This window comes from Rhodococcus sp. 27YEA15, assembly GCF_049739425.1.
Taxonomy (GTDB): Bacteria; Actinomycetota; Actinomycetes; order Mycobacteriales; family Mycobacteriaceae; genus Rhodococcus_F.
Map to the genome: position 1 here is coordinate 391,794 of NZ_JBMHHW010000002.1, position 25,553 is coordinate 417,346.

Below are 25,553 nucleotides of genomic sequence, written 5' to 3' on the forward strand. Positions count from 1 at the left end.
GTCACGAGTCGAGATGCGCGAGGAAGGTCAAGATCACGTCGTTGACTTCGTCGGGGGATTCCTGGGCTGTCCAGTGGCCGACGCCGTCGAGGATGCGTGATTCTCGGAGCAGCGGTACTCGATCGCGCTGACTGTCGATCACACCGTTCGCGTGGAAGAGCGCATAGGTGACGTCGGCGGTTCCGACGACGAAACTCGCTGGAACGCTGACATGTCCGGGCGCCCAGGGTGCGGCGGTGTGCCAGTTGCGGTCGATATTGCGATACCAGTTCAACGCACCGCGAAATCCGGTTCGGCGGAAGGTGTTCACGTAGGTTCCGAGGTCTTCTGCTCCCATCCATTCGGGCGCTGCGCTGGGCGGGGTGAACAGATCGCTGAAGTGGCCGCCCTCCGGAACCATCAAAGACGGTGGGGCGCCGAATTCGGAGCTTCCGCTGAGGCGATCGAAGATACCGGGCAAGAACGTGTCGACCTTCTCGTCCAGATCGTGTTCCTCGATACCGACGTCCTGAAAAAGTCTCTGGTAGAAGCGTTGTGGCGAAGATTCGACCGGTGCGCCGGCGCCGCGAGGTTTATGTGGGACACTCGCGATGACCACGCCGCGAACCCGGGCCGGGACCAGCGTAGCGATGGTCCACCCCAGGGTGGCGCCCATGTCGTGACCTACCAGGACTGCGGAGCTCGCTCCGAGGTGGTCCATCAGGCCGGTGATGTCCCCGGCGAGATGGAACTGGCTGTAGGAGTCGGCGTCCTCGGGTGCGTCGGTTCCTCCGTAGCCGCGCATGTCCGGTGCGATCGCCCGGTATCCGGCGTCGGCAACGGCTTTCATCTGCCGACGCCACGAGATGGCGAGGTCGGGGAATCCGTGCATGAAGACGACGAGGGGACCGGTGCCTTGGCTGAGGTAGCTCATCGTGATTCCGTTGACCTGGGCCACCAGTCGTTCGGCTGACCCGCTCACCACGGATGCTGCGGGCACGGCGGAGGTCGGTTCAGTGGGCAGCATAGGTCACGGCGTCTTTCGCGGCCCGGCCGCATTCGACGGCGAATTCCGTTTTCCGAGAAAGCAAGTGCGAACATGCCGGAAGAGTTACGGATTCGGCGGACCGGGTACGAGCGTGTGTCGGTGAAAGAGTGTGCTCGTGGACGAACGCGTCCACGACTGGCATCGCGTCGATCATGCGATCAACGTAGGTGATCTGCGCCACGTCTGTCAGGCTCGTGTCACGGATTCCACGGAAAGAAACTTGCGCAATGCGCTCCCGTTGGCCCGGCGTGCGCACCTCGAGAAGTGCTGCGTTCCACGTTCAGGAATCGAACGCATCTCAGGTGAGGCGCCCGTCACATGTGCATAAGGTCTGGGGGATGCCGATCAACATCCGTGCTTCGTGCCCGGACATGCACTTCGAGGATCCACTCGCAGTTCGCGTCCTGGCCGGAGTGGGTCTCGTACGGCCCGCGGACCTACCCGGCGGGCGTGTCCGCGGTTGAGCTGGTGCAGGCTACGCAGCCGCGGTGCTCGATACGACATCATCCGACGTCCAAGGAGGAATTCATGACACCGATCGCCCCCACGACTTCGGCGAGGCCAGACATATCCGAGTCGACGAGCGGGACGAGTGCTGCCGTCGCATGCGACGAACCGGTGCTGGAGATGTCTGTTGTCGAGAAGGTTCGGTTGGCGCCGGAGGTCGTCTCGCTGACACTTCGGTCGACATCGGAGGAAGAACTCCCGGCGTGGGAACCTGGTGCCCATATAGACCTGGTGATGCCCGGCGAGATGATCCGTCAGTACAGCCTGTGTGGTTCGGTCACCGACCGTTCGTCGTATCGGGTGGGCGTTCTCCGCGACCCGCGAAGCCGAGGTGGATCCATCTTCGTGCACGACACCCTTCAGGTCGGTGACTCCATCGAGGTGCGTGGCCCTCGAAATCATTTTCCGTTGGAACCGTCCTCGGATTATGTTTTCGTGGCCGGTGGCATCGGCGTCACGCCGATGATTCCGATGGCGGCACAGGCGCTGAGTGCAGGAGCAGATTTCACGTTCGTCTACTGCGGTCGGAGTCGCGAATCCATGGGATATCTGCCGGAATTGACCGAACGGTTCGGTGAAAGGCTGATCGTCAATGCAGATGACGAATCAGGTTTGTTCGACCTGACCGGTTACTTCCGTGATCCTCGCCCCGGAACCTCGGTGTACGCGTGCGGCCCGGCGCCGTTCCTCGACGCGACGGTGTCCGCTGCGAGTAACTGGCCAAGCGGAAGCGTGCACATCGAACGGTTCGAGCCTCTTGTCGTCGACGAGTCGACGAAGGCGGAGTTCGAGATCGTACTCGGGAGCAGCGATACCGTCCTGACGGTGCCGAAAGACCGATCGGTCCTGGAAGTTCTCCGGGACAACGGTGTTCGAGTGTTGTCCTCGTGTTCGGAGGGGACATGCGGGACGTGTGAGGTGAGTGTCCTGAGCGGTGGCGAGAATATCGAACACCGAGACACCGTGCTCAGTCCTGAGGAGTGGGACAGCGGCGAGATGCTGATGGTGTGTGTCTCGCGTTGTCGGGGTGGGCGTTTGGTGCTGGATCTCTAGCTGAGGTGATCGGTGGGTCACTCGAGGACCGGTGACCCACCGACCATACCGATGCAGCGCGGTGGTTCCGCGAGCCTGCGGTGAACCGACCACCTACCGTCGGTCGGCAGAATCGAGGCCGAGGCGATTGATCTCGTGGCTGTCGAGGATGAAAGGTCCCTTTCCGTCGGAGGATGCGAGGGCGATCATGGCGCGGCCGAGCTCGGCTGTGGTTGTCACGTATCCGGGGGCTATTCGTCGTAGTACGGGGTAGAGCCACGATCCCACTCGATACATCCATCGGTACAGGGGGGTCTTCGAGACGATTCCGTCTCCGGGTTGAATGTATCCAGGCCGGAACATATATGCAGTGAACGGCATTGCAAGCAGGTTATTTTCGGTTCTGCCTTTGACTCTTGCCCACATCGCTCGTCCGGTTTCGGAGCTGTCGGTGCCTGCTCCCGAGACGTACATGAAGGTGGCGTCGGGGCTGTTTTCATACACGGCTCGTGCAACGGCGAGGGTGTAGTCGTAGGTGATGCGTGTGTACTCTGCTTCCGTGTGTCCTGCCGACGAGACGCCGAGGCAGTAGAAGCATCCGTCCAGGCCGTCTAATACGTCGGCGATGGCGGTCAGATCGGTGAAGTCGTTGTGCACCACTTCCCGGATCTTGTTCTCGTGCAGTCCTGGACTTGTTCGCCCGATGACCACTATCTGTTCCACTGTCGGGTCTGCGAGGCATGCGCGCAGCACGCCCTGACCGATCATGCCGGATGCACCGAATATGGCTACGCGCATATGTAGATTCCTCAATCGTGGAAGAGAATGTGTGGATGTCGGGTCGAGTGAATTCACCTCTCGCCGGCGGGTTCGACGACTAAACGGTCGGTGCCATCGGAGGTGGCAGACGTCGAGAACTGTCCGGCGGGTTCGCGATTCCCCGGCCCGCGACGTCGAACCCGTAGCGAGCGGTGTTCGTCATCTGTGCGAATCCCTGATCGGGTGACCACAGTTCGTAGGCCGTCAGGATTACCCCGTGGGCAAGGTTGACCATCAGTGCGGTGTGCACCTTGTGTTCGGGGGGTGTCCGTGATGCTGCCCACTCGTGCACCTCGGCCATGAACTGGCCGTCCAGCTCTCGTGTGGTGTCACCCAGTCTCGGACTGATCGCCTTCAACTTCTTGGCTGCCGTGACGCGTTCGGAGAAGAGGTCCAGGTAGCCCAGATGCACGGCTTCGAGCGCGGCCCACAGAGGCGCGTCGGGCGATTGCTCGCCCATCAGTGCCCGCCACTTCTGTGGATCCTGGGGATCCGGGTCGAGGACGAGCGCTTCCTTCGTGGGAAAATAGTTGAACAGCGTGCTGCGGGAGACATCGGCCGCAGCAGCGATCTCGTCGATGCTCACGTCGTCGTAACCGCGCTCGTCGATCAGCTGCAATGCCGCAGATCGGACGGCCCTCCAGGTCGCGAGTTTCTTGCGCTCGCGAAGTCCGAAGGGGGTTGCTGCCGTCATATCCTAACCTTAGATCAATGTTGTACTGAGTTCAATATTGTCCGTGATTGCTGGAGGTCGACAGGCGGTGCGAAGGCGGGCGGCAGCGGAGATGGAGTCGTGCCGACCTCGGTGGGTGCGCCGCGCGGCTCGTGGTTCCGTCTGGCGGAAGATTCACTGCCGGGTGCGGTCCCGGGTTCATAACCTGAGATCCGACGGCGCGGCGGACTGCGGCACTGTCGTGAGTCAACCCATCACAGAAGGAATGGAACACGTGGTAGCACAAGAGAATTCATCAAGCACCCAGCAGGCTGTCAGCTACGCCGTCTACAGCTGGGAATGGAAGGACGACGCACCGCTCGGTGAGATCGAACGCGCATTCGACGAGATGTGCGCGATGGGCGACGACACGCCGGGAGTTCGGCGTGCCAGTTGGGGCCGTAACGAAGCGGGATCGGCCAATGGGCACAGCCATGCCATGATCGTTGTCGCCGACAACAAAGCGGCAGTCGACGCTTACAACCTTCGCACGAGCAAGCATCCGATGTCGGATCTCGTACACGCCTCCGAGAAGTCGGGCATCGGCATCTACTACGCACTGCCTGCCTGAGGTTCGCCGCAATGGACCACGACCTGGGACTGTTCGTTCTGAGGCTCGCATTGGGCCCGATGCTCGTAGCTCACGGGTGGAACAAGGCCTTCGGCCCGGGCGGGCTCCAGGGCACGACGAGTTGGTTCACCGGACTCGGCATGCGACCGGCGTGGCTACACGCACGAATCGCGGCTGCGTCGGAAGTCGGCGTCGGTGTGCTGCTGGCAATAGGATTCATGATTCCGTTGGCGAGCGCGGCGTGCGTAGGACTCATGGTCGTGGCCGCGTTGACCGACCATCGCGGTAAGGGGTATTTCGTCTTCAAGGGCGGATTCGAATACGTGGTGATGGTTGCCATGGTGGCGATCGCGGTCGTCGTCATGGGGCCCGGCGCGTGGTCTATGGATCATGTGCTCGGGTTGGACAACTGGTCTGGTGTCGGTTGGGCGTCGGGTGCTGCAGTTGTCGGTTGCCTCTCGGCTCTGGGTTTTCGATCGCTGGCTTACTCGCCGCGCTGATTCGATCGCCGAAGGCCGGTAGAACGATCCTGAAGGCCCGCACTGCGGGAGAATCGGACGGAATCCGACTCCGGTGCACTACGCTCGAATAGGCGGACGGGAGAGACGATGGTGACCAGGGATGACGTAGCGCGTGTCGCCGGCGTCTCGAGTGCGGTCGTCAGTTATGTCGTGAACGGTGGTCCGAGACCTGTGGCTGCCGATACGGCGGAGCGAGTATGGCGTGCCATCGAACAACTCGGATATCGACCGAACGGTGTGGCCAGGGCGCTGGCCACCAACCGCACATTTGCACTTGCATTCATCGTTCCGGATACGTCGAACTCGTTCTTCGCGACTCTTTCCCGATACGTGGAGACGGCAGCGTTTCAACTCGGGTACACCGTTCTGTTGGGGAACACGATGGAGGAGCAGCAACGCGAGATCGGTTACGTGGAGACCTTCCGTCAACGTGGGGTCGACGGGTTCGTCATTGCTCCGACGGCCATACCCAGCGATGCCCTCGGTCACCTGGCGGCGGGGGACGATCGTGTTGTGCTGATCGATCGTGACGGTGGTCGGCAGGATATTTCTCGTGTTCTGGTCGCGAACGAGGACGGTGGCTACATTGCCACGAAACATCTACTCGAACACGGCCACACCCGGATCGCCTGCCTGTTGGGTCCCATCGATGTCAACAACACGCGCATGCGAGGTCGTGGTTGGCAGCGGGCATTGGTGGAGGCAGGTGAATCGACCGACGGTCTGTTCATCCATACCGACGTCTCGCGAGAGCAGGCGTACCACGGTACCCTCGAGCTTCTCGACCGCACACCCACTCCCACAGCTATTTTCACTACTGCTGACGAGCAGGCGCTCGGTGTCTATCGAGCCGCTCGCGAACGAGGGGTACGTATTCCGGACGACATCGCGCTCGTGTCCTTTGACAGCGCCGACACCGCGCCGTATTTGAATCCAGGGCTCACCGCTGTAGGTCAACCACTTCGCCAGATGGCCGAGTTGGCCGTACAGCGCTTGGTCGGCCAGTTCAAGGATCCCAAGGTGACGTGTGACGTACTGCCCGTCGAACTCGTCACTCGAGGATCTTGTGGATGTGTCGAGCCGACAGTGACCGTCAGGTCGCAGATATCGGCATGATCCGACGCGCCACGTGAGTTGGTAGTGCCACTGGGAGGTGGCCTCGATTGTGGTCGGAGTACGATCAATCTACTTGACTCTCAATATGTTTCACGGTCGACGTTCCAGGTGTCGGGACAGCTTGACGACAAGGCTGAGAGGATTGCCTAACCTAACAGCCGAGTGGTCGCGGGGGGCTCCGGCTCGCCGATCGACGGCGACACGCACTGTCTGTACGGGCTCGACTGCGGCTCGAGCTCCTGTGAGGAGGGTTCAGCCGTGTCGTATCTACATCGGCGAGATCCTCGACGAGCGTCTGATGGCCCTCGCACTCGACAACCGCCTCGGGCTCGGCCTCCTGCTCGTCGCCGGTTCCGTCGCGTTCGTCATTCCCGCGACCGGCCACATCCACGTCGTCCTCGGTGTCGCACTGCTGGCCTGGTTCGGCTTCTACCTCTACAAACTCAGCCGTGGCGCAATGGAGGAGCCGGAACTGATCGGGACTGCCGCCGTGATCGGTGAACTTCCCGACCGTTCCCGTCGCGCTACCGTCGTGGCCCTGTTCGTCGTAGCGGCTGCCGTGATCCTGGTATGCGCGAAACCGTTCGCGAACAGCCTCGTCGACATCGGCACCGAACTCGGCGTCGACAGATTCCTCCTTGTCCAGTGGCTTGCGCCACTGGCTTCCGAGGCGCCGGAGTTCATCATCGCCGTCATCTTCGCCCGCCGAGGAAATGGCACGGTGGCGATTGCCGCCTTGATCTCGTCCAAGATCAATCAGAGGACCCTTCTGGTCGGCTCGCTGCCTATCGCCTACTTGGTCGGTGGCGGTAGCTCGTCTCTTGCGCTGAACGGATGCCAGATCGAGGAAGTACTCCTCACCGCCGCCCAGACGATAATGGGTGTCGCACTGATCCATTCGCTGCGCTTCGGGAAGTATTCGGCGTGGGCGCTGATCACGCTGTTCGTGATTCAGTTCGCCGTCACGTCGACTCAGGGCCGATTCGTCCTTTGCTCCGCGTACGTCGCGATCGCGGTCGTCGCGGTGCTGGTGAACCGCAGACATTTTCTACCGACGTTGCGTTCCCCGTTCGTCGAGTAGCCATCGAGAACATTGCCGCACATGGAGATTCAGAAGCTGTCGCCCGGTCTCGGGTGGGTGGAGAAACGGGAGGATACAGGTGTTGTCACGAATGCGTAGGTTGTTCTACTCGCGCAAGCATCGGTCGGGGTTCGAGGCCGACTCGGCGCGCGACTGCCGGTGCCCGAGCCGGGAGAGCGTCGTGGCGGGGGCCATTCCCGACGTGTTCGTGCTCGCGTGGATCGAGCACGAGGACGGATGCGCAGGTGCTCACACGGCCCGCTGAACGGCCCGCCTCAGGCCTGCGGTTCCACCGCGCGGAACCGAGCTGCCGAGTGCGGGCCCGATCTACCTAGGGTCGCTCGCTATGGACAACATGCCACAGGCGATTTTGGGACAGACCGGCCTCTCCGTGTCGAAGATCGGATTCGGAGCCATGGAACTCCGGGGGCCGTACGGAGACTGGCCTACTCGGGTCGACGACGAGACGGCCTCGACACTACTTCACTCGGTTCTCGATCTGGGAATCAACCTCATCGACACGGCACCGGACTACGGACTTTCCGAACAGCTGATCGGAGAGTTCCTCGCGCATCGCCGTGACGAGTACTACCTCGCGACGAAATGCGGCTGCGCAGTCCGTGAGAACGGCGAGCCGTTCGAAAGCAATCTGCACACCTTCGAGCGACCGAACATCCGGGCGGCGGTGGAGCAGTCGCTCCGCCGGATGAAGACCGACTACATCGATATCATCCAGTTCCATCACAGCCCGACGAGAAGTGAACTCGTCGAACAGGATTCCATCGCAGAGCTTCTCGAGCTGCGTGAGGCCGGCATGGTCAGATTCATCGGTATGTCCGCAACGCTTCCGAACTGTTACGAGCACCTGGAGATGAACGTCTTCGACGTGATCCAGGTTCCGTACTCGCTGGTCGAGCGTGACCACGAGGACTTCCTGTCGCAAGCGTCGGCGGCGGGTGTCGGCACGATCGCACGTAACGGGGTCGCGCGCGGAATCGTTTCGGCGAGCAAGGACAAGGTCGATGCCATCCCGGACGGCTGGCGTGAACAGTGGCTGACGAACAGGGACAGGTTCGAATCCGCCGGCTTGGGGGATCTACTGGACGGTGCGAGCCGGACAGAATTCATGATCCGGTATCTTCTTGCAACCGGGTCGGTCGATTCGACGATCCTGGGTACCGGTAGCCCGGCTCATCTGGCCGATAATGTTTCGGCCGCGGTGAAGGGGCCGTTGGACTCCGACGTCTACGACGAGGCTCGGCGACGGATCGATGTTGCGGCCGTCAGCTCGTCATGAGCTCGCCAGTTCGCCACAATCGGTGGTGATGTGGATCACTGACAGGTTCCGGCCGTCGGGACGAACCGTAGACCGTGTTTTTGCGGGATTCTAGGTTCACTCAGCCTGACGGTTGGTTCGGGGTAGACGTTCGCTGCTGATTTGCGGCCGTGCGAAACTCCCCAACCAAACACCACTTGCCCCATGAGGAGGTGCTCATGGCGCTTCCGAGGAGGACGTAATGATGCGTACCAGACCTGTATATCTCGCTATCGCTGCCCTCGTGGTGGCGTCGGGCATGCTTTCGGCTTGCTCGTCGGGCGCCGACGACGACAGCGCGACAGCCGGATCGAGAATGTCCGAGCCTGCTCCCACCGGCGTGACGTTAACCCTGTGGAACACGGCGCTGGATTCCCCGGCCCTCAAGAGCCTGTACAAGGCCTACGAAGCCGCGTCGGGAAACACGATCGACCTCGTGACGTTTCCCGCTGATGCCTTCGAGAACACCGTGCTCACGAAGTGGACGGCGGGCAGTAAACCGGACATCCTCGAATGGCAGCCCGGACTGTCACGACTGGCCGGACTGAACCCGACGCAGAAGATGATCGACCTGAGCGATCTCGACTTCGTCGAGAAGGAAGGGGAGTTGGCCACCTCGTCCGGCGCTGTCAACGGCAAGGTGTACGGCGCAACACTCGGGCCGCTGACCGAGTACGGCGTGTTCTACAACAAGAAGGTATTCGCGGATGCCGGTCTGGCACCGCCGAGGACGTTTGCAGATCTGTCGGCATTGTGTACCGACCTGCAGGCGAAGGCGCCGGGTGTCGCTCCGATCTTCGAAGCCGGCGGCGATGTCTGGCCGACCCAGATCCTGTCCGGGATGATGTATCAGTCCGACGCCAACAAGGACGGCAAGTACATTCAGGCACTGCTGTCCAAGGAAGAACAGCTCAGCGATCCTGACGGAGTGTTCGTCAAGGGGCTCGAAGCCTACGACGATCTGAACACATCCGGATGCTTCAACAAGAATGCGACAACGGCAAAGATGGCCGACTCGGTGGACGCCGTCGTCAAAGGCACTGCGGCGATGGTTGCGCAAAGCTCGTCGATCTTCATCGACACCGCGAAGGCGAGTCTGGCGGGTTCGGGTACCAACCCCGAAGACGTGGTGGGGTTCGTCGGTGTCTCCGCGAGCGGACCGACCCTGGCGTACGCGCCGAACGTGACGGGAACCTACTACCTGCCCAAGAGCGGTGACTCCGAGAAGGAACGCGCTGCCATCGATTTCGTCAACTGGATCACCGGTCCCGGCTACGCCGACTACATCGTCGATGCCGGTGCGCTGCCCACGATGTCAGGCCACGAGGCGCCGCCGCAGGAGGGGTTGTCCAAGGAAGTCCTCACAGCGTACGAGGCAGGCGCCACACCGACCTATGTGATCAACCTGCCCGGCGGGGCCTCGCTCCAGGAAATCACGAACCGAGTGCTGAACCGGCAGCTGACTCCCGAGGAAGCCGGTAAGCAGATGGATTCCGCCTTCCTGACCGCTCTCACCCAGATGCGTTGACCGGGGGATCGGACTGATGAACATCCACACCGAAAAGATCGATGACGAGCCACGGTTGGACGCGGCCCCGTCGTCGGATCCGGCGGGATCGCCGACCGAGCCCCCACCTGCGGAGCCCGGATCGGTTCGCCGACCCGCGAGCTCGACGATTTCCGGTAAATCGGCTGGGGCCGGCCGAGCCGCAGGTATCGGAGCAACCATCCGACGACTGTCCTGGGGGCCGTGGGGGCGCGTAGGCTTCGTGGCCCCTGCCCTTGCCCTGATCGTTGTCTTCTTCGTGTTCCCCTTCACGTCCGGCAGCATTTTCGCCTTCGTCGACTGGACGAGTTATCACGAGGATCTTCGATGGGCAGGTTTCGACAACTTCCGCCTGATCGGCCAACTGGGCGTGCTGTCGCATGCCATCAAAGTGACGGCGATCTTCGCCGTTGCGGTGATGATCATCCAGAATGTCGTAAGTTTGACCCTCGCCGTGGCGCTGCACAAGTCGTCGAAAATCAACTCGATCTTCCGAACCCTGTTCTTCATCCCCGTTCTCATGTCGCCCCTTGCTGCGGGATACATCTGGTCCGCGATCCTGCGGCCGGACGGGCCGATGAACAGTTTGATATCGCTCGTGGTTCCCGGACAGTTCGACTACGCGTGGCTCGGTCACGAGACGTCCGCGCTGCTGTCGGTCGCCGCCATCGAATCGTGGAAGTGGAGCGGTCTTGTGACCCTGGTCTACATCGCCGGGCTGAACGGCGTCCCGACGAGCGTTCTCGAGGCTGCGACGATCGACGGTGCATCGGCGTGGCAGCGCTTCTGGAGAGTGAAATTTCCACTGATGGCACCTGCCTTCACCTTCAACGTAGTGGTGGCGTTGGTGGGATCACTGAGTGCATTCGACGTAATCATGTCCACCACCAACGGTGGTCCAGGCAACGCCACTTCGGTGCTGAATGTTTCTCTGTACCAGCAGTATTCGCAGGGATTCTTCGGAACCTCCAGTGCGATCAGCCTGGTGGTGACGCTACTCGTGCTGTGCACGGCAGTTCCCCTGGTGGCCTGGCTGCGCCGACGAGAGGTGTCGATGTGAGTATCAGGCAAGTAGTGCCGACACCCAAAGCCGGGTCGGCCGTACGTATCACTCTCCTGACGGCGTTCGGTCTCGTGTGGATTGCTCTTCCGTTCTGGTTCCTCGTGGTGAACTCGTTCAAGACCGAAGGTGACGCGAGCGTTTTGAGCCTGGCGTGGCCATCCACCTGGAATGTGTTGGACAACTACCGAACAGTCCTCGATGAGGGTGGCTATCTGCGGGCGCTGGTGAACAGTCTGTGGATCGCGGTGCCCACACTGGCTGCTGTGCTCGTACTGGGATCCATGGCGGCCTGGGTGTACGCCCGCTCGGACGCCCGATCGTTGAAGTTCGCGTACTACGCGTCGATTCTCTCGGTGCTGATACCACCGGCGATCATTCCTACGATCTTCGTGCTCCAAGAGCTCGGTCTCAACGGCAGCCGTTCCGGTTACATGCTCACTCTCGCCGGTACTCGAATGGGAATCGTGATCTTTCTCGTCACCGGATTCATTCGGGCGATACCGCCCTACATCGAGGAAGCGGCGTTCATCGACGGTGCTTCACGGCTCGGGGTGTACCGGTACATCGTGCTCCCGATGGTCAAACCGGCACTGTTCGTCGCGGCGATCCTGTTGTCCATCAACACCTGGAACGACTTCTTCATGAGCCTCTATCTGCTCCCGGAGCCGGAGCGGGCGACGTTGCCGGTTGCGCTCTTCCAGTTTGCGTCGGCGACCGAGTACACCTTCCGCTGGAACCTCGTCTTCGCACACGTCATACTCACCAATCTGCCGCTGCTGCTGATGTACGTGGTGTTCCAGCGGCGTGTGATGAGCGGTTTGACCGAAGGTGCCTTGACCGGCTGACCTACCGTCCACCCCCGTTCGTGCCAGCGGAACCGACATTGGCGAGTGGGGGTGGGCGGCACCGAAGATTCGAGTCACCCCCCGAGATCCTCGGGTGGTGGCCGAATACTTCGAAGGAGAAACACATGGCGCTGACCGAGGAAGCCCTGATGGCGGTTCCAGGCCTGGCGAGCCGGTGGGTGCGACTGGCCAACGGAGCCCGCGCTCACTACGTCACGTCCGGCGACACGGGGCCGGCGGTGATACTTCTGCACGGCGGACTGCCCGGCTCGTCGGGAACGGCTGGATGGCGTTTCCTGGCACCGTATCTGGGAGCGCAGGGATTTCGCGTATACTGCCCGGATCAGCCGGGATTCGGGCTCGCCGACACCCGTGAGGAATACTGGCCGCAAGGTCCGCACTCGCACGTCGAGTTCGTCCACGACTTCGCGAACGCCCTGTGCCTCGACAAGTTCCACCTCTCCGGTAACTCGATGGGCGGCACCACCGCTGCCAACTACCTTGTCGCACACCCGGAACGCATCCTGAGCTACGTTCTGATCGGGACCGATATCGGCGACGCGGCGCCACTCGAGAAGAGGCCGCCGGCTGCGGCGCACTTCGAGGAATACGACGGCAGTCGGGAGAGCATGCGGCGTCTGATGGCGTCGATCATCGGACGTGACGCGGCAGTCGAAGAAGATCTCGTCGAGATGCGTTGGCGTTCCGCGCAACTCCAGAAAGAATCTCGCGCTCAGTGGTGGCCGACGCAACTGCAGTATCGCGGAACGATTCCATGGGAGGACTCCGACCTACAGGCAAGTATGTCGACGAAGGGCCGGATCGAAAGGCTCGAGATTCCGGCGCTGTACTTGTACGGCAACGACGACGTTCTCACGCCGTCGGTGTGGGGACACGAGCAGGAAGACGTTCTGCCGAACGTCCAGTTCTTCTACCCCGAGGGCGCCGGTCACCAGTCTCAGACGGATCTGCCAGATCTGTTCAACGACGTCTATACCGAGTTCTTCCGAGACGGCCGCGTCAGCCGGGCTACCGCCGACCGCGCAGGTGTGTCGAAGCGTCGTCCCGAACTCACTCATCTCGTGGAACAAAGGGTAGCGCCGTGATCGACGTCCAACTCTCCGAAGAACAGTCTGCGCTGCGCGAGATGCTCGTGACGTTCGCGGAGCGAGAACTACGGCCGGCAGGCCCGCACTGCGATGTCGAGGGGCAAGTACCGGCCGAGCTCGGTGCGAAGATCAACGCTCTCGGAATCACGAGCGGTGATACCGGGATGACCGCGCTCGATTACGTCGTGGCGGCGGAAGAACTGGGCTGCGGCGACCCGGGGATCGCCTACGGCGCACTCTCGACCGGGCATGCAGCTCTGCTGCTCGGTCTCTGCGGAAGCCAAGAGCAGCAGGCGACACATCTACCTGCTTTGGCCGACGGTGGTCTCGGTAGCGTCCTGTATTACGAGGGATGGGGCAGAAGAACCGCAGAACTCGAGGCCACCGCGCGTCGCGGGCCTGCCGGTTGGAATCTCAACGGCGAGAAGTTCTTCGTCCCGAACCCTGCCACTGCCGCGACCTCCGTCATGGTGGCATCGGACGTCGAAACCGGTGATCTGCGGGCCTTCGTATTCGAATCCACCCCGCCCGGCTACGATTCGGCGAGTGACGACCGGACGACACCGAACAGCGGTCTACGTGCTGCCCACACCGGGCCCGTCGGCATCCGGCACCTGCGAGTTCCTCACACCGCAGCCCTCCCGGGCCGAGGAATCGACCTGGCGCGGGCCCTGGCCTGGATCAGGTTGACAGTACCCGCGGTCGCAATCGGTGCGGCCCGTGCGGCAAACACGTATGCCGCCGCGTATGCCCAGGATCGAGTGGCTTTCGGACGGCCCATCTCCTCGTTCCAGGGCGTTGCATTTCTCGTTGCGGATGCCGACACCGCTATCGACACCGCCCGGTTGTCGCTCTGGTCGGCTGCGATCGAACTGGACACGATCACCGACGTGTCGGTGATCGACGATCTCGTGTCCACCATGGTGGCACGTATCTGCGCCGCCATGGAACGTGTCACCCGGGACGCGGTCCAGGTTCTCGGCGGTTCCGGTTACGTGAAGGATCACCCGGTCGAACGGTGGTGGCGCAGCGCCATGACATTGGCCGCCATCGACACGGACCCACTCGCCGTCCCCGGAACCGTGTGATGCAAAACCATTTCGAGCTATTCACGAGCAATGGGAGTGACCGATGACCGTCAGTTTCGAACTGCCAGACGACGTGAGAAAAGTCAGCGACGAGGTTCGTGACTGGAGCCTGCATCAGGTGCGGCCGCTGGCGCGCGAGAGTGATCGTGCGAAGGGCTTGCCCGCCGGAGCAGACGCCGTGATGGCAGACTGTCCGGTCGATCTGTCACCGCTCGCGATCGCCACCTTCGGGCGAACCCACGGCGACTGGGGGCAGGAGTTCGCGCTGAGCGGTTTCACCACGAACTACGTCCTGGGTGCTGCCGTCTCCGAAGCAATCGGCTACGGAGACAGTTGGCCATTGGCGACGCTGCGGGGGAGTATCGCCGAGAAGGCGATACTGGCACTGGGTACCCCGCAGCAGCAGGAGCGCTGGGTAGGCGGCTTCATGCGCGGCGACTTCCGCTCCAGCGCGTTCGCTCTCACCGAGCCGCACTTCGGTTCCGACGCCTCCCAGGTGGCAACAACGGCAACCCGAACCTCGGACGGCTGGGTCATCCGTGGCTCGAAGATGTACTGTTCCCTCGGGGCGAGTGCCGACTACACCGTGGTGTTCGCCACCGTCGACAAGGAATCGGGCCGACACGGGATCCGAGCGTTCGTCGTCACCAGAGACACTCCGGGATACATCGTGACCAAGGCGCGCGAGGACAAACTCGGGATGCGCGCCTTCGAAACGTCCGGGCTCTCTTTCGACGACATGCACGTACCGACGGACGCACTCTTGGGCAGTGAGGATCAGGACAGCCGCGGCTTCTACGCTGCGCTGGGCACGTTGAACACGAGCCGACCCCTCACCGCGGCGTGGGCCGTGGGCATCGCGTCCGGAAGCGTCGACTACCTCGAACAGTGGACCCGGCAACACGGTCGGGCGTTCACCCCTCGCCGTCGACGCGGAATCGACGAGGAGGTTCTCCGAATGAGAGCGGGCCTGGCCGCGGCGAGACGGCTGTATCTGCGTGCTGCCGCACTCCAGGACAAGGGTGTGGACAACCGTCGGGAGGCATCGGCGGCGAAGGCGTACGCTCCGCAGATCGCAGAGGCAGCGTGCCGTCGGGTTGCCGAGCTCATGGGACCGGACGGCACCTCCGAACGGCACCTGGTCGAGAAGTGGTGCCGCGACATCCGGATCTTCGACATCTGGGAAGGCTCCGGTCAGATCCAGCGTCTGACCATCAGCCGCATGCTCATGGGTAGCGGTGCCGGGCGAGCCTGAGCACGTCGACGATACAGCCCGATCATCGGACATCGCTGGTGATCGGGCCGAGTCGAATGCGGAAGGCAGCTCAGCCGATGGGCTGGCCGAGCGCCTGACGCAACCATGCCACCTGTTCACGATGCTGGCGTTTCGACACATCCGACCTCACTTGGGTTGAACCATGGAAAGTGCCAGGGAAACAATGTAATTCGACGATAATGCCGGCATTCATCAGATCGAGCGCGTAGGCGACGGCTTCGTCGCGCAGCGGATCGTTCTGCATGGCCGAGACGTAGGCGGGCGGCAGACCGGCCAGGTCCTCGGCGGTGGCTCGGCCCGGTGCCGCAGTCAGCGGCAGGATCTCCCGCCCGTGCAGTTCACCCAGGTAATACCGCCAACTGTGTTCGGCAGCCGGACGACTCCACAACGGTGTGTCGACGAATTCCCGGCTGCTGTGACTGAGCAGTCGATCGTCGAGTTCCGGGGTTCCGAGTAACTGCGCGCAGATCGAGGGCCCCTGGCGATCACGCGCGAGGATCGCCAAGGCCGCCGCGAGACCACCCCCGGCGCTGTGTCCGGCCACCGCAACCCGTTCGGGATCGATGCCGAGCGACAAATGGCTGTCGTGAACCCATCGCAGAGCCCGGTACGCATCCTCGATCGCGGCCGGATACGGATGTTCGGGAGCGAGCCGATAGTCGACGGAGATGATCACGGCACCGATCGCGACGGCGAGCACCCCCGCTGCCAGATGTTCACTGTCGATGCTTCCCATGACGAAACCACCGCCGTGCAGGAACAGAACTGCCGGCGTCGGTTCGGCCGATCGGCGGTCCGGTTCGTACACACGAACCGGGACCGGTTCGCCGCCGCCGCTTCCGACGAGATGATCGGTCCACCCGACGTCACGTAAAGTCGGTGTTGCGCCGAAGTTCTGGCGGATCCGCTCCATCTCCTCGCGGGCGGCGACGACATCGCTGAGGTCCACTGCCGGTAGTTGCGAGACGTAGGGTTCCAACTGGGGATCGTAAGCAGTCATGTCATCCTCTTCTTCGTTGCCGATCACTCGATCGCCGATGCTGCGTCACCAGTGGCGGATACGTCGCAATCTCGTTCCACAGGACAGAACCGGACGAAGCACTACCGGGGCGATGACCTGCAAGCATCCCGGTATGACCTTCATCGCTCACGACCGTCGATTGATCGACACCACCGAGAGATTCGCCGCGACCGGATCAGGCCCGCCGGTGCGGGTACTGGTGTATCAGCCGCGAGATGTCGGCATCCCGTTACCACTGGTGCTTCGCATCCACGGCGGCGGTTTCGCACGATTTCGTGCCGACACGTTCTCCGCGACCGACGTTGCCATCGCCTGCCTCGGCGCGACAGTCGTGTCCGTCGACTATCGGCTGGCGCCTGCGCATCCCTATCCGGCAGCGCTCGACGACTGTTACAACGCTTTGTGTTGGGCTCATGCGACGCTCGACATCGATCGAACTCGGGTCGTCGTCACCGGGTCCAGTGCCGGTGGTGCCCTGGCCGCTGCGGTGTCGCTGCTGGCGCGCGATCGGCGCAACCCACGAGTGACCGGTCAACTTCTCCACGTGCCTGCCCTCGACGATCGGCTCAGCACGTCGTCGATGCGGCAGGTACGGGAAAGTGGGGGTGGTTTCACCGCAGCGGACGCGAAGCAGATGTGGAACGTGTACCTGCCACTCGGCACCGACCGTCGCCGTACCTCGCACTATGCCGCCCCCGGGCGGGCCGAGGATCTGACCGCGCTGCCGGCAACGTTCATCCAGGTCAACGAATTGGATCCGCTGCGGGACGAGGGAATCGTGTTCGCGCAGCGTTTGATGAGCGCCGGGGTCCCGGTCGAGATGTACTGCGCGCCGGGGCTCGGCCACGGCGCAGTTCCCGGTGATTCCCCGGTCGCAGCGCAAGCGCAACGGATCTTCGACCTGGCGATGACGCGCGCCCTGAGACCACGGCCGCAGACGGCGTATTCGGGTCCGTGAGATGTGTCGTGTGGGCCACGGCCAGGCCGGATTCCGGCCCACTGAACAGTGCCTTGGTGCCGAAGCTCACCAACTGTACTGTGCTGCGAGACGGCCGGGATAGGCAGTGACGTCGTCGGACTATCCGTGGCCTGAAAGTGTAAAGACCACAACGCGTTCCCGACAGAAGGATGAGATATGAGATTCACCCCGCTCTCGGACCACATCGGAGCTCAGGTTCACGATCTGGATCTCGGCGCACCGATCTCGGAGGATGTCGCCACCGAGCTCAACACCGCGCTCGCCACACACAAGCTGCTGCTCTTCCGTCAGGGCCCCGTCAGTGACGACGACCACGTACGTCTACTCGAGTCGATGGGCCGGATCATGCGCGAAGACGACGCCGGGTCGCTGTTCACACATGTGGGCACCAGTCCTGAAGACTACGTCAAGGGCACAGATCGGCTGCGCTTCCACTCCGACTGGCAGTGCGCGGAAAGTGGTGCACTGCAAGCTATCTCGCTCTACGCGAAGGAGATGGAGCGCGACGACCCGACGATCTTCGCCGACATGACCTTTGCCGCGCAAGCGCTGCCCGCTGAACTGCGTGAGCGGGTCGCCGGCTTCGATCTGGTCCAGTGCACCGATTTTTCGGGTGCGACCCCCAAAGACGGCAACTTCCGGCTCAGTGCACAGGGGCCGGGCGTTCCGGATTCACAGTTCCCGCGCTCGATCCATCCACTGCTCGGACGACACCGCATCACGGGCGAGGAACTGCTGAACCTCAGCGAACAGCAGACGAGTCACATCGTCGGTATGACCGAAGACGAGAGCGACGCCGTGTTCGCCGAGATCGTCGCTCACCAGTACGGCCCCGAAAACCGGTACGTGCATCACTGGCAGGTCGGTGATCTGGTGATCTGGGACAACATTGCATTGCAGCACGCCCGTGACGCCGCTTCGGGTGCCAGCGGCCGGCGTCTGCGTCGTGTCGTGCTCAACGAACTGGACTTCGCTGATCTGTTCGCCGGTGTCTCGAAGAACATCACCATGCGCTGATCTGTGTCGACCGCAGTTCCCGGCACGACCCGCCACTACACAGGAGAAAATTTTGTTCGACAACTTCGCCGGAAGCGGTGCGGTCGTCACCGGTGCCGCACACGGTATCGGCCGAGCCCTCGCATTGGCCCTCGCCCGTGAGGGCTGTTCGGTGGTTCTCGCGGACCTCGACCGCGGCGGCCTCCATGAGACCGAGAATCTGGTGACCGAGACCGGGGCCGCCGCGTTCACCTGTGTCACCGACGTCGCCGACCCGACCGCCGTCGACCGCCTCGCGGATTTCGCCTTCGATCGGCTGGGCGCGGTTCAGATCCTCTGTAACAACGCGGGAATCGTCGGGCCGACGGGAAACCCGGTCTGGGAGATCGACGCGGAAGAATGGTCCCGCGTGTTCGGGGTGAACGTGACCGGTGTGCTCAACGGCATGCGCTCGTTCCTACCGCGAATGCAGCAATTGGGGCAGTCGTGCCACGTCGTGAACACCGCCTCCGAGTGTGGTTGGGTTCCCGCCTCGTCCGTACCACAGTACTTCGCCAGCAAGCATGCGGTTGTCTCACTCACCGAATCGCTGCGCTTGCAGGCAGCCGATCAGTACCCGTGGTTGACCACCACCCTGCTGTGCCCCCGACTGGTCGACACGGGAATCACGGAACGTGAAAAGACACGGATCGAGGCGGCCGGCAAGGAATCCGGGGCGGCATACACCGCCGATCAGGCGGTGGTGGCCGCGCTGCCCAAGCAGACACCGGAATTCGTGGCGGACTGCACGATCGACGCGATGCGATCGGGCAAGTTTCATGTCTTCCCGGACCCGGCGTCGAAGCAGACGCTGAAGGACGAGTTCGACGAGGTACTCGCCTCGATCTGATCGTCGACCGTACATTGTTGCACCACCCAATATTCGAGAGGATTCACTCATCATGACTTCATCAGGACTGATCGACAACCATGCAGTGCACTTCGCGGTCTACCGCTACAAGGAGGGCACGGTGATCGCCGACGTCGAGCGCGCACTCGAGGACGTGTGCAAGCTCGGCGACCAGGTGCCGGGCATCCGAGTGGTCAGCTGGGGGACCAACTCGTCACCGCACGCGTGCGGCTACACTCATGCCATGACCATTGTCGGCACCGACATGGACGCCGTTCGTGAATACCGGGAGCTCGCACGCAATCACCCGACAAGCCAGCTGCTCTCGGACGCGGAAGAGACCGGGGTCGGCGCCGATTACGACTACCCGGGCGTCGCCGGAGCCTGACCCGACGAGGGCGGCCCGCAGACACTGTACACGGTGTCTGCGGGCCGCTCTCTGCTCCGGCTACAGCTACGGATGTGCCTCGAGGACGACGGTCTTCGGCTCCAGGAACGGGTACAGACCCTCACGTCCGCATTCACGGCCGATCCCCGAATCCTTGAACCCGCCGAATGCTATCCTCCAGTCGGTCCGGAATCCGTTGTGCCCCACACTTCCCGACCGAATCTTGCGTGCTATCCGAAAAGCACGTTCGGTGTCGTTGGTGAAGACCGACGCGTTCAGGCCGTAGGCGGACTGGTTGGCGAGCTCGACGGCATGTTCTTCGGACTTCGCAGGTACGACAGCCAGTACAGGACCGAAGATCTCCTGCTGCGCAATGGTCGACGCGTTGTCGACCCGCGCGAACAGTGTCGGCTCGACGAAGAAACCACGATCGAGCCCTGCCGGCCGCTTACCGCCGGTGACCAGTTGGGCGCCCTCGTCGATTCCGGCCCGGATGAACCCTTCGACCCGATCACGCTGGCGACCGATGGACAACGGCCCCATCTGTGTCGTGGAATCGAACGGATCACCGATCGCGACACCGCTGAACTCGCTGCGTAACGCGTCGACGATCTCGTCGTGACGGGACTCGGTCACCATGACGCGGGTGAGCGCCGCACACACCTGGCCACCCCAGCGCCAGGTGTTGGAGAGCACCTTCGCCACTGCAGCGATGTCGTAGTCGTCCATGACGACTGCAGCGGACTTGCCACCCAATTCTAAGGTGCACCGGGCGATACGCTCACCGCAGATCGATCCGATTCGGCGCCCGGCCGCAGTGGATCCGGTGAAGGTGACCTTGTCGATGCGATGATCCCGAACGAGCATCTCGGACTCCGCCCGGTCCGCGGTGATCGCGTTCCACACCCCGGGTGGCAATCCGACCTCTTCGGCGATCTCGGCCATGATCTGCCCGGCACCCGGCGCCTCCGGGGAACATTTGACCACGACGGTGCAGCCGGCGAGTAGGGCCGGTGCGGCCTTCATCGCGATCATGGGTGTCGTACCATTCCACGGAAGGATCGCCGCAACGACGCCAACTGGTTCACGAACCAGCATCCGCTGCAACCGAATTCCGTCCTCTTCCTCGTCGGGGAAGTGTTCGACGAACTCGAACGACTCCGCGAGATCGGCGTAGAACTCGTAGATCTGCGGGGGCGTCGCCAACGCCGCTACGGCCTCGCTGTATACGGCGCCCGTCTCGCGGGACCAGAGCATAGCGAAATCGTCGGTGCGGCGACGCAGCGCAGCCGCGATGGCTCGCAGATACCCGGCCCGTTCAATCGGTTCCATGGTCGGCCAGGGGCCGTCATCGAAGGCGGTGCGTGCCGTCGCGACAGCATGCTCGACGTCCGCCGGACCCGCTGCCGGCGTTGTGTAGGCCACCAGTTCAGTGCTCGGATCGATCACGTCGATGTGTCCGTCACTCGCCGGCCGAACCCAATGTCCTCCGATGTAGAACTTGTCCGGATGCCGGAAGGGCAGCGGTGCCTCGTGTCTCAAATCCATGTTCAGTCCCTTCGTGCCCGGTTGCCGTGGACCCCGGGCATCACATATCTGTGACGATCGCCCGCCGGCCCGCAGTGGGCGAGCCGTCGAGACGAGTCTCGTGGTGTGAAGGAGTTATGGGCCTCTCGGTTTTCCGTCTGCTGGGACGCTGGAACGCGAGTTCCCACAGCGCGGGTGGTGTGAGTGGGTTCGGCCCGCGTGCGACCGCGGCGAGTAGGGTGCGTGTGGACAACGAGTTCAACCGCGATCCGGAATCCCGGCATACGTGCAGTTGGTCCTCCAACTCAAGCAGGCGCTACGCCTCGGTGATCTGAATCCGGGAGACCGACTGACCACTGCCAGAGAAGTGGTCGCGGCCGTCGCGGCGGACCCCAATACCGTGCTCAAGGCGTACCGCGAACTCGAGAACGACGGGCTCGTCCAGGCACGACCCGGCCTGGGGACGTTGACCCAGTCCCTGGTCAAGCCCGGGACGGCGGAACGGCAGGCGCTGCAGGACGAGTTGGTGGGTCTGGGGCGATCGGACCTCGAAGCGTTGGTCGCGGTGGCATTGGACACCTAATTCGGTTAGGAAACATGATAATTCACATGAGTGGAGCGAGAGACAATGCGCTGTCGATGAGAGCGGTCGACAAGAGCTTCGGACGTAAGCAGACGTTGCGGCAATACTCGTTCGACATCGAACGGGGCACATACGTGTTGGGACGGTCTCAGTTCGTGAGCCGAGCCCGTTGGTACTGGAATCGGGTGCTGGTCGTGTTCGTTACCGTCACCGCTGCCGCCACGCTGCTCGGGTATGTGCTGCATTGGGCTCGCTCACCTATCGTCGAACCGATCCCCCCGGCCGGCGGCGACAGTCCGCTGATCTTCCCTGTATTTCTGTCCACTGGCATCGTGGCATGCTCGTTCACATTACTTGCGTTGATCCTGGGCAGCAGCGCCGCAGGTTGCTGCGCAACACGATCGGCGCGATGGTGGTGGTGCTGGTAGCGATGTCGGCGCTACTCGTCGGTTTCCAGACAGTTGCCCGTCCGCGTTACGCGACAGCAATGGTGGGGGAGCGTCCACTCAGTCCACCGAGTCGGACCGTCTACTCGCAGGACATCCCGAAGCTGACGTCGTGGCTGCCCGGTACGGGTTGCGTCGACGCCGACGGCAGATCCGTGGCAGTCGACTATTCCCGGCGTGAAAGGGTCTGGTCCGGTTCCGTGTGGGATCAACTACCGTACCAATCCGATGCTCAGTCCGACGTCCGATACGGGGCGCTCGTAGCCGCCGGCTATCGCGCGTACGACGACTGCCTGCGTGCACAGGGAGCGGATCACTTCAAGGTCAAGTTCTATCCCGCCGGTCTGTTCCATCGCTTCCAATTGATCGAAGCTGCACTGATAAAGGTGCTCTCGGCGACCTTGCTCATTCCGTCGCTGTGGGCGCTGCGTCGGCTCGACCCTGACACTGGCCAGAGCAGAACAGAGTGCGCGGAGGGGGCGATCATCGCCTGGCCGACGCCGCACCGGCTCTCCAGTGGTGTGATGCTCTCGGCATTCGAACTCTTCTCGAGGTGGCCGCATTCCGAGGGCTACGCCGTCGGCACCCGAGAATGCGCGGTTGTCGTCGCGGCAGGTCTAGTCGACAGTGACGGAGTCGTTCGGGAGTGCAGGTCGGAGCCGGGTTCGCGAGTGTCGTGCCTGTCGCGGGATCGGTACCGGCTGCCGGTGAGAGCGAGGTAGGCGAGAGCCGAGGTGCCGAGTCCGACCGCGAAGGAGACGTCGAGGTCGCTGAGTGCGGATGCGGCCCAACCCTCGTGGAACGGCAGGTTCGCGAACGGCGACATCGACAGGATCCGATCGCATATGCGGTCAGGCGTCTTCACCTCCAACTTCCGTAGATTCCGTGCGCAGTGAACAGGTCCGGGCTGATGTAGTTTCCGCGTCTGACGACGAAGTAGTCGACGAGGTTCACGGCGCTCCACGGGACAAGGAGGAGCAGCATGAGTGAGAGTGCCTTGCCCGCGGCTCCGACGACGTACGATCCGAAGAGCGCGGAGATACCCGAGTAGGTGCCGACAGCTGCAATGACCAGCTCCGAGCGCAGCCCGCGTGACGGGGTCCATTCCAGTGCTATGTCCATAATATATTGCAGGACTGAGTATTTCGGACAATTCAAAGATGTGACGACTAGGTTTTCGGGTGATGTGGCTGATCGGTGGGGATCACCGTCGCCGTCGCTGCGCCGGATTCGTGTCGAAGCGCCGACGGAAGAGTCTGCGGAAGGTCGTGGGGTCCGAGAACCCGGCTTGCTCGCCGGCTTCGGCTGCACCGAAGCCGGACTCGAGCAGGCACAGTGCCCGATCCAATCGGACGTGGCGGATCCGACGCGCCGGCGAGTCGTCCGCTTCGGCGAATGCCACCTGAAGATATCTGAGTGAGACGTGCAGCCGGGTAGCGATCCGCGCGGGCGTCAGCTCGGGATCGTCGGATGTCGCAGCGATCATCCGACAGGCACGATGGTATATCTGTTTTCGGTCCAGGACGGACTGTCGAGCCTGCCTGCCGGTGCCGGGAATCACCGTCGACGGCTGGTGGGCGAGAACGTCCAACGAGATCATCGTCAGGGTCGCCGAATCCACCTCGAGCGTGGTGGTCGACCATGCGATCGGTACGACTGTCCCCGTTCGCCTGATGAACCACTCGGTGCCCCGTCTCGCGGCAGTTGCGGAATGGTCCTGACGGGTGCGGTGGAACAGGGGGCAGTCGCTCTGGTGATAGTCGGATCCGTCGAGATGGGAGTGATGGAACAACGTGTGGCAGTTCTGGCCGACCAGACTCTTGTCGTCGCCGTAGCCCATCGTCGACAATGCAGAACGATTGATCGTGACGATTCCGCCGACGCCGTCCACGATCCACACCGGGTGATCGATGGTGTGGATCACCCGCTCCACCGCAATCGATTCGCTTCGTCTCATTGCACTCCTGTTCAAGCGAGAAACAATGGTATGTGCGGGATGTTAACGATTTGAGCCGATTCTGTTACATGCCGGTCAACCGGACTCTCGCCGGCAGATGTGCGCGTTTTGCCTGATTGTCGTGCGCGTTCTCCTCTCGCGGCGGCAGGTCCGGCGATGATGAAGTAGTAACTCCACACCAGTTCGAACGAGGAGTTTTCATGGCGTACAACCCTGATATGCAAGCAGCACACCTGGCCTCGATCACCCCTGACATCCACGGCCGGATCAGCAAGCGCAGCGCCGAACTCGACGGTGTCACGGTTACCGAAGTGACCTTCGACGTCGGAGCAAAGTGGTCCGAAGATCTCAAGAGCTACGCCCGAACCGATCTATGCGAACTCCCTCATGTCGCAGTGGTCACTGCTGGAACCCTCGGCGTCCGGATGACTGACGGCGCCTACCGCGAGTTCCCGACGGGGAATGTCATGCTCTTGCCGCCGGGGCACGACGCCTGGAGTGTCGGGGACGTTGCCTGCACCTTCATCGAATTCTCACACGGCAACGACTACTACGATGCCGACTGAATCGCACTCGTCGCACCGCCCGTTGTTTCCCGTTGTCAATGAAAGGACACACATGTCGACCATCATGAGTAAAGATCAGGCTGCACAGCACGTGGCATCCCAGCGAATACGCAAGAACAGAACGTGGAGATCGCTGGCCGAGGACATCGGCAAACCGACGGCATGGACCATTGCGTCCCTGCAGGGGCAGCACCCACTGCCTGCATCCGATGCTGAAACAGTAGGCCGGGTACTCGATCTCGACGCAGAGGTGGTCGAGGCTCTGCAGAGGCAGCCGTATCGTGGCACCCGCGCGAACTCTCTTCCGAGTGACCCCACGATCTATCGGTTCTACGAGGCTCTGGACGTGTACGGACCTGCGATCAAGGAGATCATTCATGAGGACTTCGGCGACGGCATCATGAGCGCAGTCAACTTCAATCTCACGGTAGAACGTCGAACCCACGACGACGGTGACCGGGTGGTCGTCACTTTCGACGGTAAGTTTCTCGCCTACCAGCACGACGTGTGAATTCGGTGTGGTGCCGAACGATGACTGCGGCAATCTAGACGCACTCGTCGATACCGAGAATC

Annotated in this window: 29 protein-coding genes and 1 pseudogene; 23 read left to right on the forward strand and 7 right to left on the reverse strand. The window is 62.5% G+C overall.

The features are described from left to right. Nucleotide 1: 1 nt before the first annotated feature. Entirely contained in the window at nt 2–1,006 is a 1,005-nt protein-coding gene (locus tag ABH922_RS26800) for an alpha/beta fold hydrolase (RefSeq protein ID WP_424810062.1), read from the reverse strand. Between the two features lie 359 nt (nt 1,007–1,365). Here ABH922_RS26800 and ABH922_RS26805 point away from each other — a divergent pair, with 359 nt between their 5' ends. After that, nucleotides 1,366–1,491 (forward strand): hypothetical protein, encoded by a 126-nt coding sequence (locus ABH922_RS26805; RefSeq protein ID WP_424810063.1) that lies wholly within the window; start codon nt 1,366–1,368, stop codon nt 1,489–1,491. 64 nt (nt 1,492–1,555) lie between these two features. After that, nucleotides 1,556–2,587, forward strand: coding sequence for a PDR/VanB family oxidoreductase (locus tag ABH922_RS26810; RefSeq protein WP_424810064.1), 1,032 nt, complete (start codon nt 1,556–1,558; stop codon nt 2,585–2,587). A gap of 93 nt (nt 2,588–2,680) precedes the next feature. Here the strand turns inward: ABH922_RS26810 and ABH922_RS26815 are convergent, their stop codons facing one another. Then, on the reverse strand, nt 2,681–3,364 hold the full coding sequence (locus ABH922_RS26815; protein ID WP_424810065.1) for an NAD-dependent epimerase/dehydratase family protein: 684 nt from the start codon (nt 3,362–3,364) through the stop codon (nt 2,681–2,683). 79 nt (nt 3,365–3,443) lie between these two features. Next, entirely contained in the window at nt 3,444–4,079 is a 636-nt protein-coding gene (locus tag ABH922_RS26820; protein WP_424810066.1) for a TetR/AcrR family transcriptional regulator, read from the reverse strand. 253 nt (nt 4,080–4,332) lie between these two features. Between ABH922_RS26820 and ABH922_RS26825 the strand changes: the two genes are divergently transcribed. The 12 genes and pseudogenes from ABH922_RS26825 to ABH922_RS26880 all read left to right on the forward strand — a co-directional run bounded on the left by ABH922_RS26825 (nt 4,333) and on the right by ABH922_RS26880 (nt 15,607). Then, a complete protein-coding gene (locus tag ABH922_RS26825; RefSeq protein WP_424810067.1) occupies nt 4,333–4,668 on the forward strand; it encodes a Dabb family protein in 336 nt (111 codons plus the stop codon). Nucleotides 4,669–4,679: 11 nt separating this feature from the next. Further along, nucleotides 4,680–5,168, forward strand: coding sequence for a DoxX family protein (locus tag ABH922_RS26830; RefSeq protein ID WP_424810068.1), 489 nt, complete (start codon nt 4,680–4,682; stop codon nt 5,166–5,168). 108 nt (nt 5,169–5,276) lie between these two features. Further along, nucleotides 5,277–6,305 (forward strand): LacI family DNA-binding transcriptional regulator, encoded by a 1,029-nt coding sequence (locus tag ABH922_RS26835; protein ID WP_424810069.1) that lies wholly within the window; start codon nt 5,277–5,279, stop codon nt 6,303–6,305. Nucleotides 6,306–6,621: 316 nt separating this feature from the next. Further along, nucleotides 6,622–7,386, forward strand: a pseudogene (locus ABH922_RS26840) (sodium:proton exchanger); the annotation flags it as partial. A gap of 91 nt (nt 7,387–7,477) precedes the next feature. Next, nucleotides 7,478–7,651: a hypothetical protein gene (locus tag ABH922_RS26845; RefSeq protein ID WP_424810070.1), complete on the forward strand. Its 174-nt coding sequence runs from the start codon at nt 7,478–7,480 to the stop codon at nt 7,649–7,651. 81 nt (nt 7,652–7,732) lie between these two features. Then, nucleotides 7,733–8,683 carry an aldo/keto reductase gene (locus ABH922_RS26850; protein ID WP_424810071.1) on the forward strand — a complete coding sequence of 317 codons (951 nt, stop codon included), beginning with the start codon at nt 7,733–7,735 and terminating at the stop codon, nt 8,681–8,683. 220 nt (nt 8,684–8,903) lie between these two features. Continuing rightward, the gene (locus ABH922_RS26855) at nt 8,904–10,229 is read left to right on the forward strand and encodes an ABC transporter substrate-binding protein (RefSeq protein ID WP_424810072.1); all 1,326 of its coding nucleotides are present in this window, start codon (nt 8,904–8,906) and stop codon (nt 10,227–10,229) included. A 16-nt stretch (nt 10,230–10,245) separates the two neighbouring features. Then, nucleotides 10,246–11,307 (forward strand): carbohydrate ABC transporter permease, encoded by a 1,062-nt coding sequence (locus ABH922_RS26860; protein ID WP_424810073.1) that lies wholly within the window; start codon nt 10,246–10,248, stop codon nt 11,305–11,307. Beyond that, nucleotides 11,304–12,155 (forward strand): carbohydrate ABC transporter permease, encoded by an 852-nt coding sequence (locus ABH922_RS26865; RefSeq protein ID WP_424810074.1) that lies wholly within the window; start codon nt 11,304–11,306, stop codon nt 12,153–12,155. The genes ABH922_RS26860 and ABH922_RS26865 overlap by 4 nt, the downstream gene beginning before the upstream one ends. A 125-nt stretch (nt 12,156–12,280) precedes the next feature. Beyond that, nucleotides 12,281–13,261 (forward strand): alpha/beta fold hydrolase, encoded by a 981-nt coding sequence (locus ABH922_RS26870; RefSeq protein ID WP_424810075.1) that lies wholly within the window; start codon nt 12,281–12,283, stop codon nt 13,259–13,261. After that, nucleotides 13,258–14,352, forward strand: a complete 1,095-nt coding sequence (locus ABH922_RS26875; protein WP_424810076.1) for an acyl-CoA dehydrogenase family protein — start codon at nt 13,258–13,260, stop codon at nt 14,350–14,352. The genes ABH922_RS26870 and ABH922_RS26875 overlap by 4 nt, the downstream gene beginning before the upstream one ends. Before the next feature lie 43 nt (nt 14,353–14,395). Beyond that, nucleotides 14,396–15,607, forward strand: coding sequence for an acyl-CoA dehydrogenase family protein (locus ABH922_RS26880; RefSeq protein ID WP_424810077.1), 1,212 nt, complete (start codon nt 14,396–14,398; stop codon nt 15,605–15,607). 70 nt (nt 15,608–15,677) lie between these two features. Here ABH922_RS26880 and ABH922_RS26885 read toward each other — a convergent pair whose 3' ends face one another. Continuing rightward, nucleotides 15,678–16,628, reverse strand: a complete 951-nt coding sequence (locus ABH922_RS26885) for an alpha/beta hydrolase (protein ID WP_424810078.1) — start codon at nt 16,626–16,628, stop codon at nt 15,678–15,680. A 133-nt stretch (nt 16,629–16,761) separates the two neighbouring features. On the opposite strand from ABH922_RS26885, the gene ABH922_RS26890 reads away from it, so the two are divergent. From ABH922_RS26890 to ABH922_RS26905, 4 genes are all read left to right on the forward strand, one after another. Beyond that, the gene (locus ABH922_RS26890) at nt 16,762–17,607 is read left to right on the forward strand and encodes an alpha/beta hydrolase (protein WP_424810079.1); all 846 of its coding nucleotides are present in this window, start codon (nt 16,762–16,764) and stop codon (nt 17,605–17,607) included. 177 nt (nt 17,608–17,784) lie between these two features. Continuing rightward, a complete protein-coding gene (locus ABH922_RS26895) occupies nt 17,785–18,645 on the forward strand; it encodes a TauD/TfdA dioxygenase family protein (RefSeq protein WP_424810080.1) in 861 nt (286 codons plus the stop codon). A gap of 52 nt (nt 18,646–18,697) precedes the next feature. Next, a complete protein-coding gene (locus ABH922_RS26900) occupies nt 18,698–19,513 on the forward strand; it encodes an SDR family NAD(P)-dependent oxidoreductase (protein WP_424810081.1) in 816 nt (271 codons plus the stop codon). Nucleotides 19,514–19,565: 52 nt separating this feature from the next. After that, complete coding sequence (locus ABH922_RS26905) at nt 19,566–19,901, forward strand: Dabb family protein (RefSeq protein WP_424810082.1); 336 nt, start codon at nt 19,566–19,568, stop codon at nt 19,899–19,901. A gap of 66 nt (nt 19,902–19,967) precedes the next feature. On the opposite strand, the gene ABH922_RS26910 is transcribed toward ABH922_RS26905, so the two are convergent. Beyond that, on the reverse strand, nt 19,968–21,449 hold the full coding sequence (locus ABH922_RS26910) for an aldehyde dehydrogenase (protein WP_424810083.1): 1,482 nt from the start codon (nt 21,447–21,449) through the stop codon (nt 19,968–19,970). Between the two features lie 265 nt (nt 21,450–21,714). Here ABH922_RS26910 and ABH922_RS26915 point away from each other — a divergent pair, with 265 nt between their 5' ends. Genes ABH922_RS26915 through ABH922_RS26925 form a run of 3 tightly spaced genes read left to right on the forward strand, consistent with a single transcriptional unit; the run spans nt 21,715 to nt 23,179 of the window. After that, the gene (locus ABH922_RS26915) at nt 21,715–22,011 is read left to right on the forward strand and encodes a GntR family transcriptional regulator (RefSeq protein ID WP_424810084.1); all 297 of its coding nucleotides are present in this window, start codon (nt 21,715–21,717) and stop codon (nt 22,009–22,011) included. Nucleotides 22,012–22,037: 26 nt separating this feature from the next. Then, on the forward strand, nt 22,038–22,439 hold the full coding sequence (locus ABH922_RS26920; protein ID WP_424810086.1) for a hypothetical protein: 402 nt from the start codon (nt 22,038–22,040) through the stop codon (nt 22,437–22,439). After that, nucleotides 22,397–23,179, forward strand: a complete 783-nt coding sequence (locus ABH922_RS26925) for a hypothetical protein (RefSeq protein ID WP_424810087.1) — start codon at nt 22,397–22,399, stop codon at nt 23,177–23,179. Before ABH922_RS26920 ends, ABH922_RS26925 begins: the two co-directional genes overlap by 43 nt. 139 nt (nt 23,180–23,318) lie before the next feature. Here ABH922_RS26925 and ABH922_RS26930 read toward each other — a convergent pair whose 3' ends face one another. Together ABH922_RS26930 and ABH922_RS26935 are read right to left on the reverse strand one after the other, a co-directional pair. Beyond that, a complete protein-coding gene (locus ABH922_RS26930) occupies nt 23,319–23,579 on the reverse strand; it encodes a hypothetical protein (RefSeq protein ID WP_424810088.1) in 261 nt (86 codons plus the stop codon). A gap of 82 nt (nt 23,580–23,661) precedes the next feature. Continuing rightward, nucleotides 23,662–24,414, reverse strand: a complete 753-nt coding sequence (locus tag ABH922_RS26935; RefSeq protein ID WP_424810089.1) for a helix-turn-helix domain-containing protein — start codon at nt 24,412–24,414, stop codon at nt 23,662–23,664. Between the two features lie 200 nt (nt 24,415–24,614). Between ABH922_RS26935 and ABH922_RS26940 the strand changes: the two genes are divergently transcribed. Together ABH922_RS26940 and cynS are read left to right on the forward strand one after the other, a co-directional pair. After that, nucleotides 24,615–24,980, forward strand: coding sequence for a hypothetical protein (locus ABH922_RS26940; protein WP_424810090.1), 366 nt, complete (start codon nt 24,615–24,617; stop codon nt 24,978–24,980). Between the two features lie 52 nt (nt 24,981–25,032). Then, on the forward strand, nt 25,033–25,491 hold the full coding sequence (gene cynS / locus ABH922_RS26945) for a cyanase (protein WP_424810091.1): 459 nt from the start codon (nt 25,033–25,035) through the stop codon (nt 25,489–25,491). Nucleotides 25,492–25,553 lie beyond the last annotated feature (62 nt).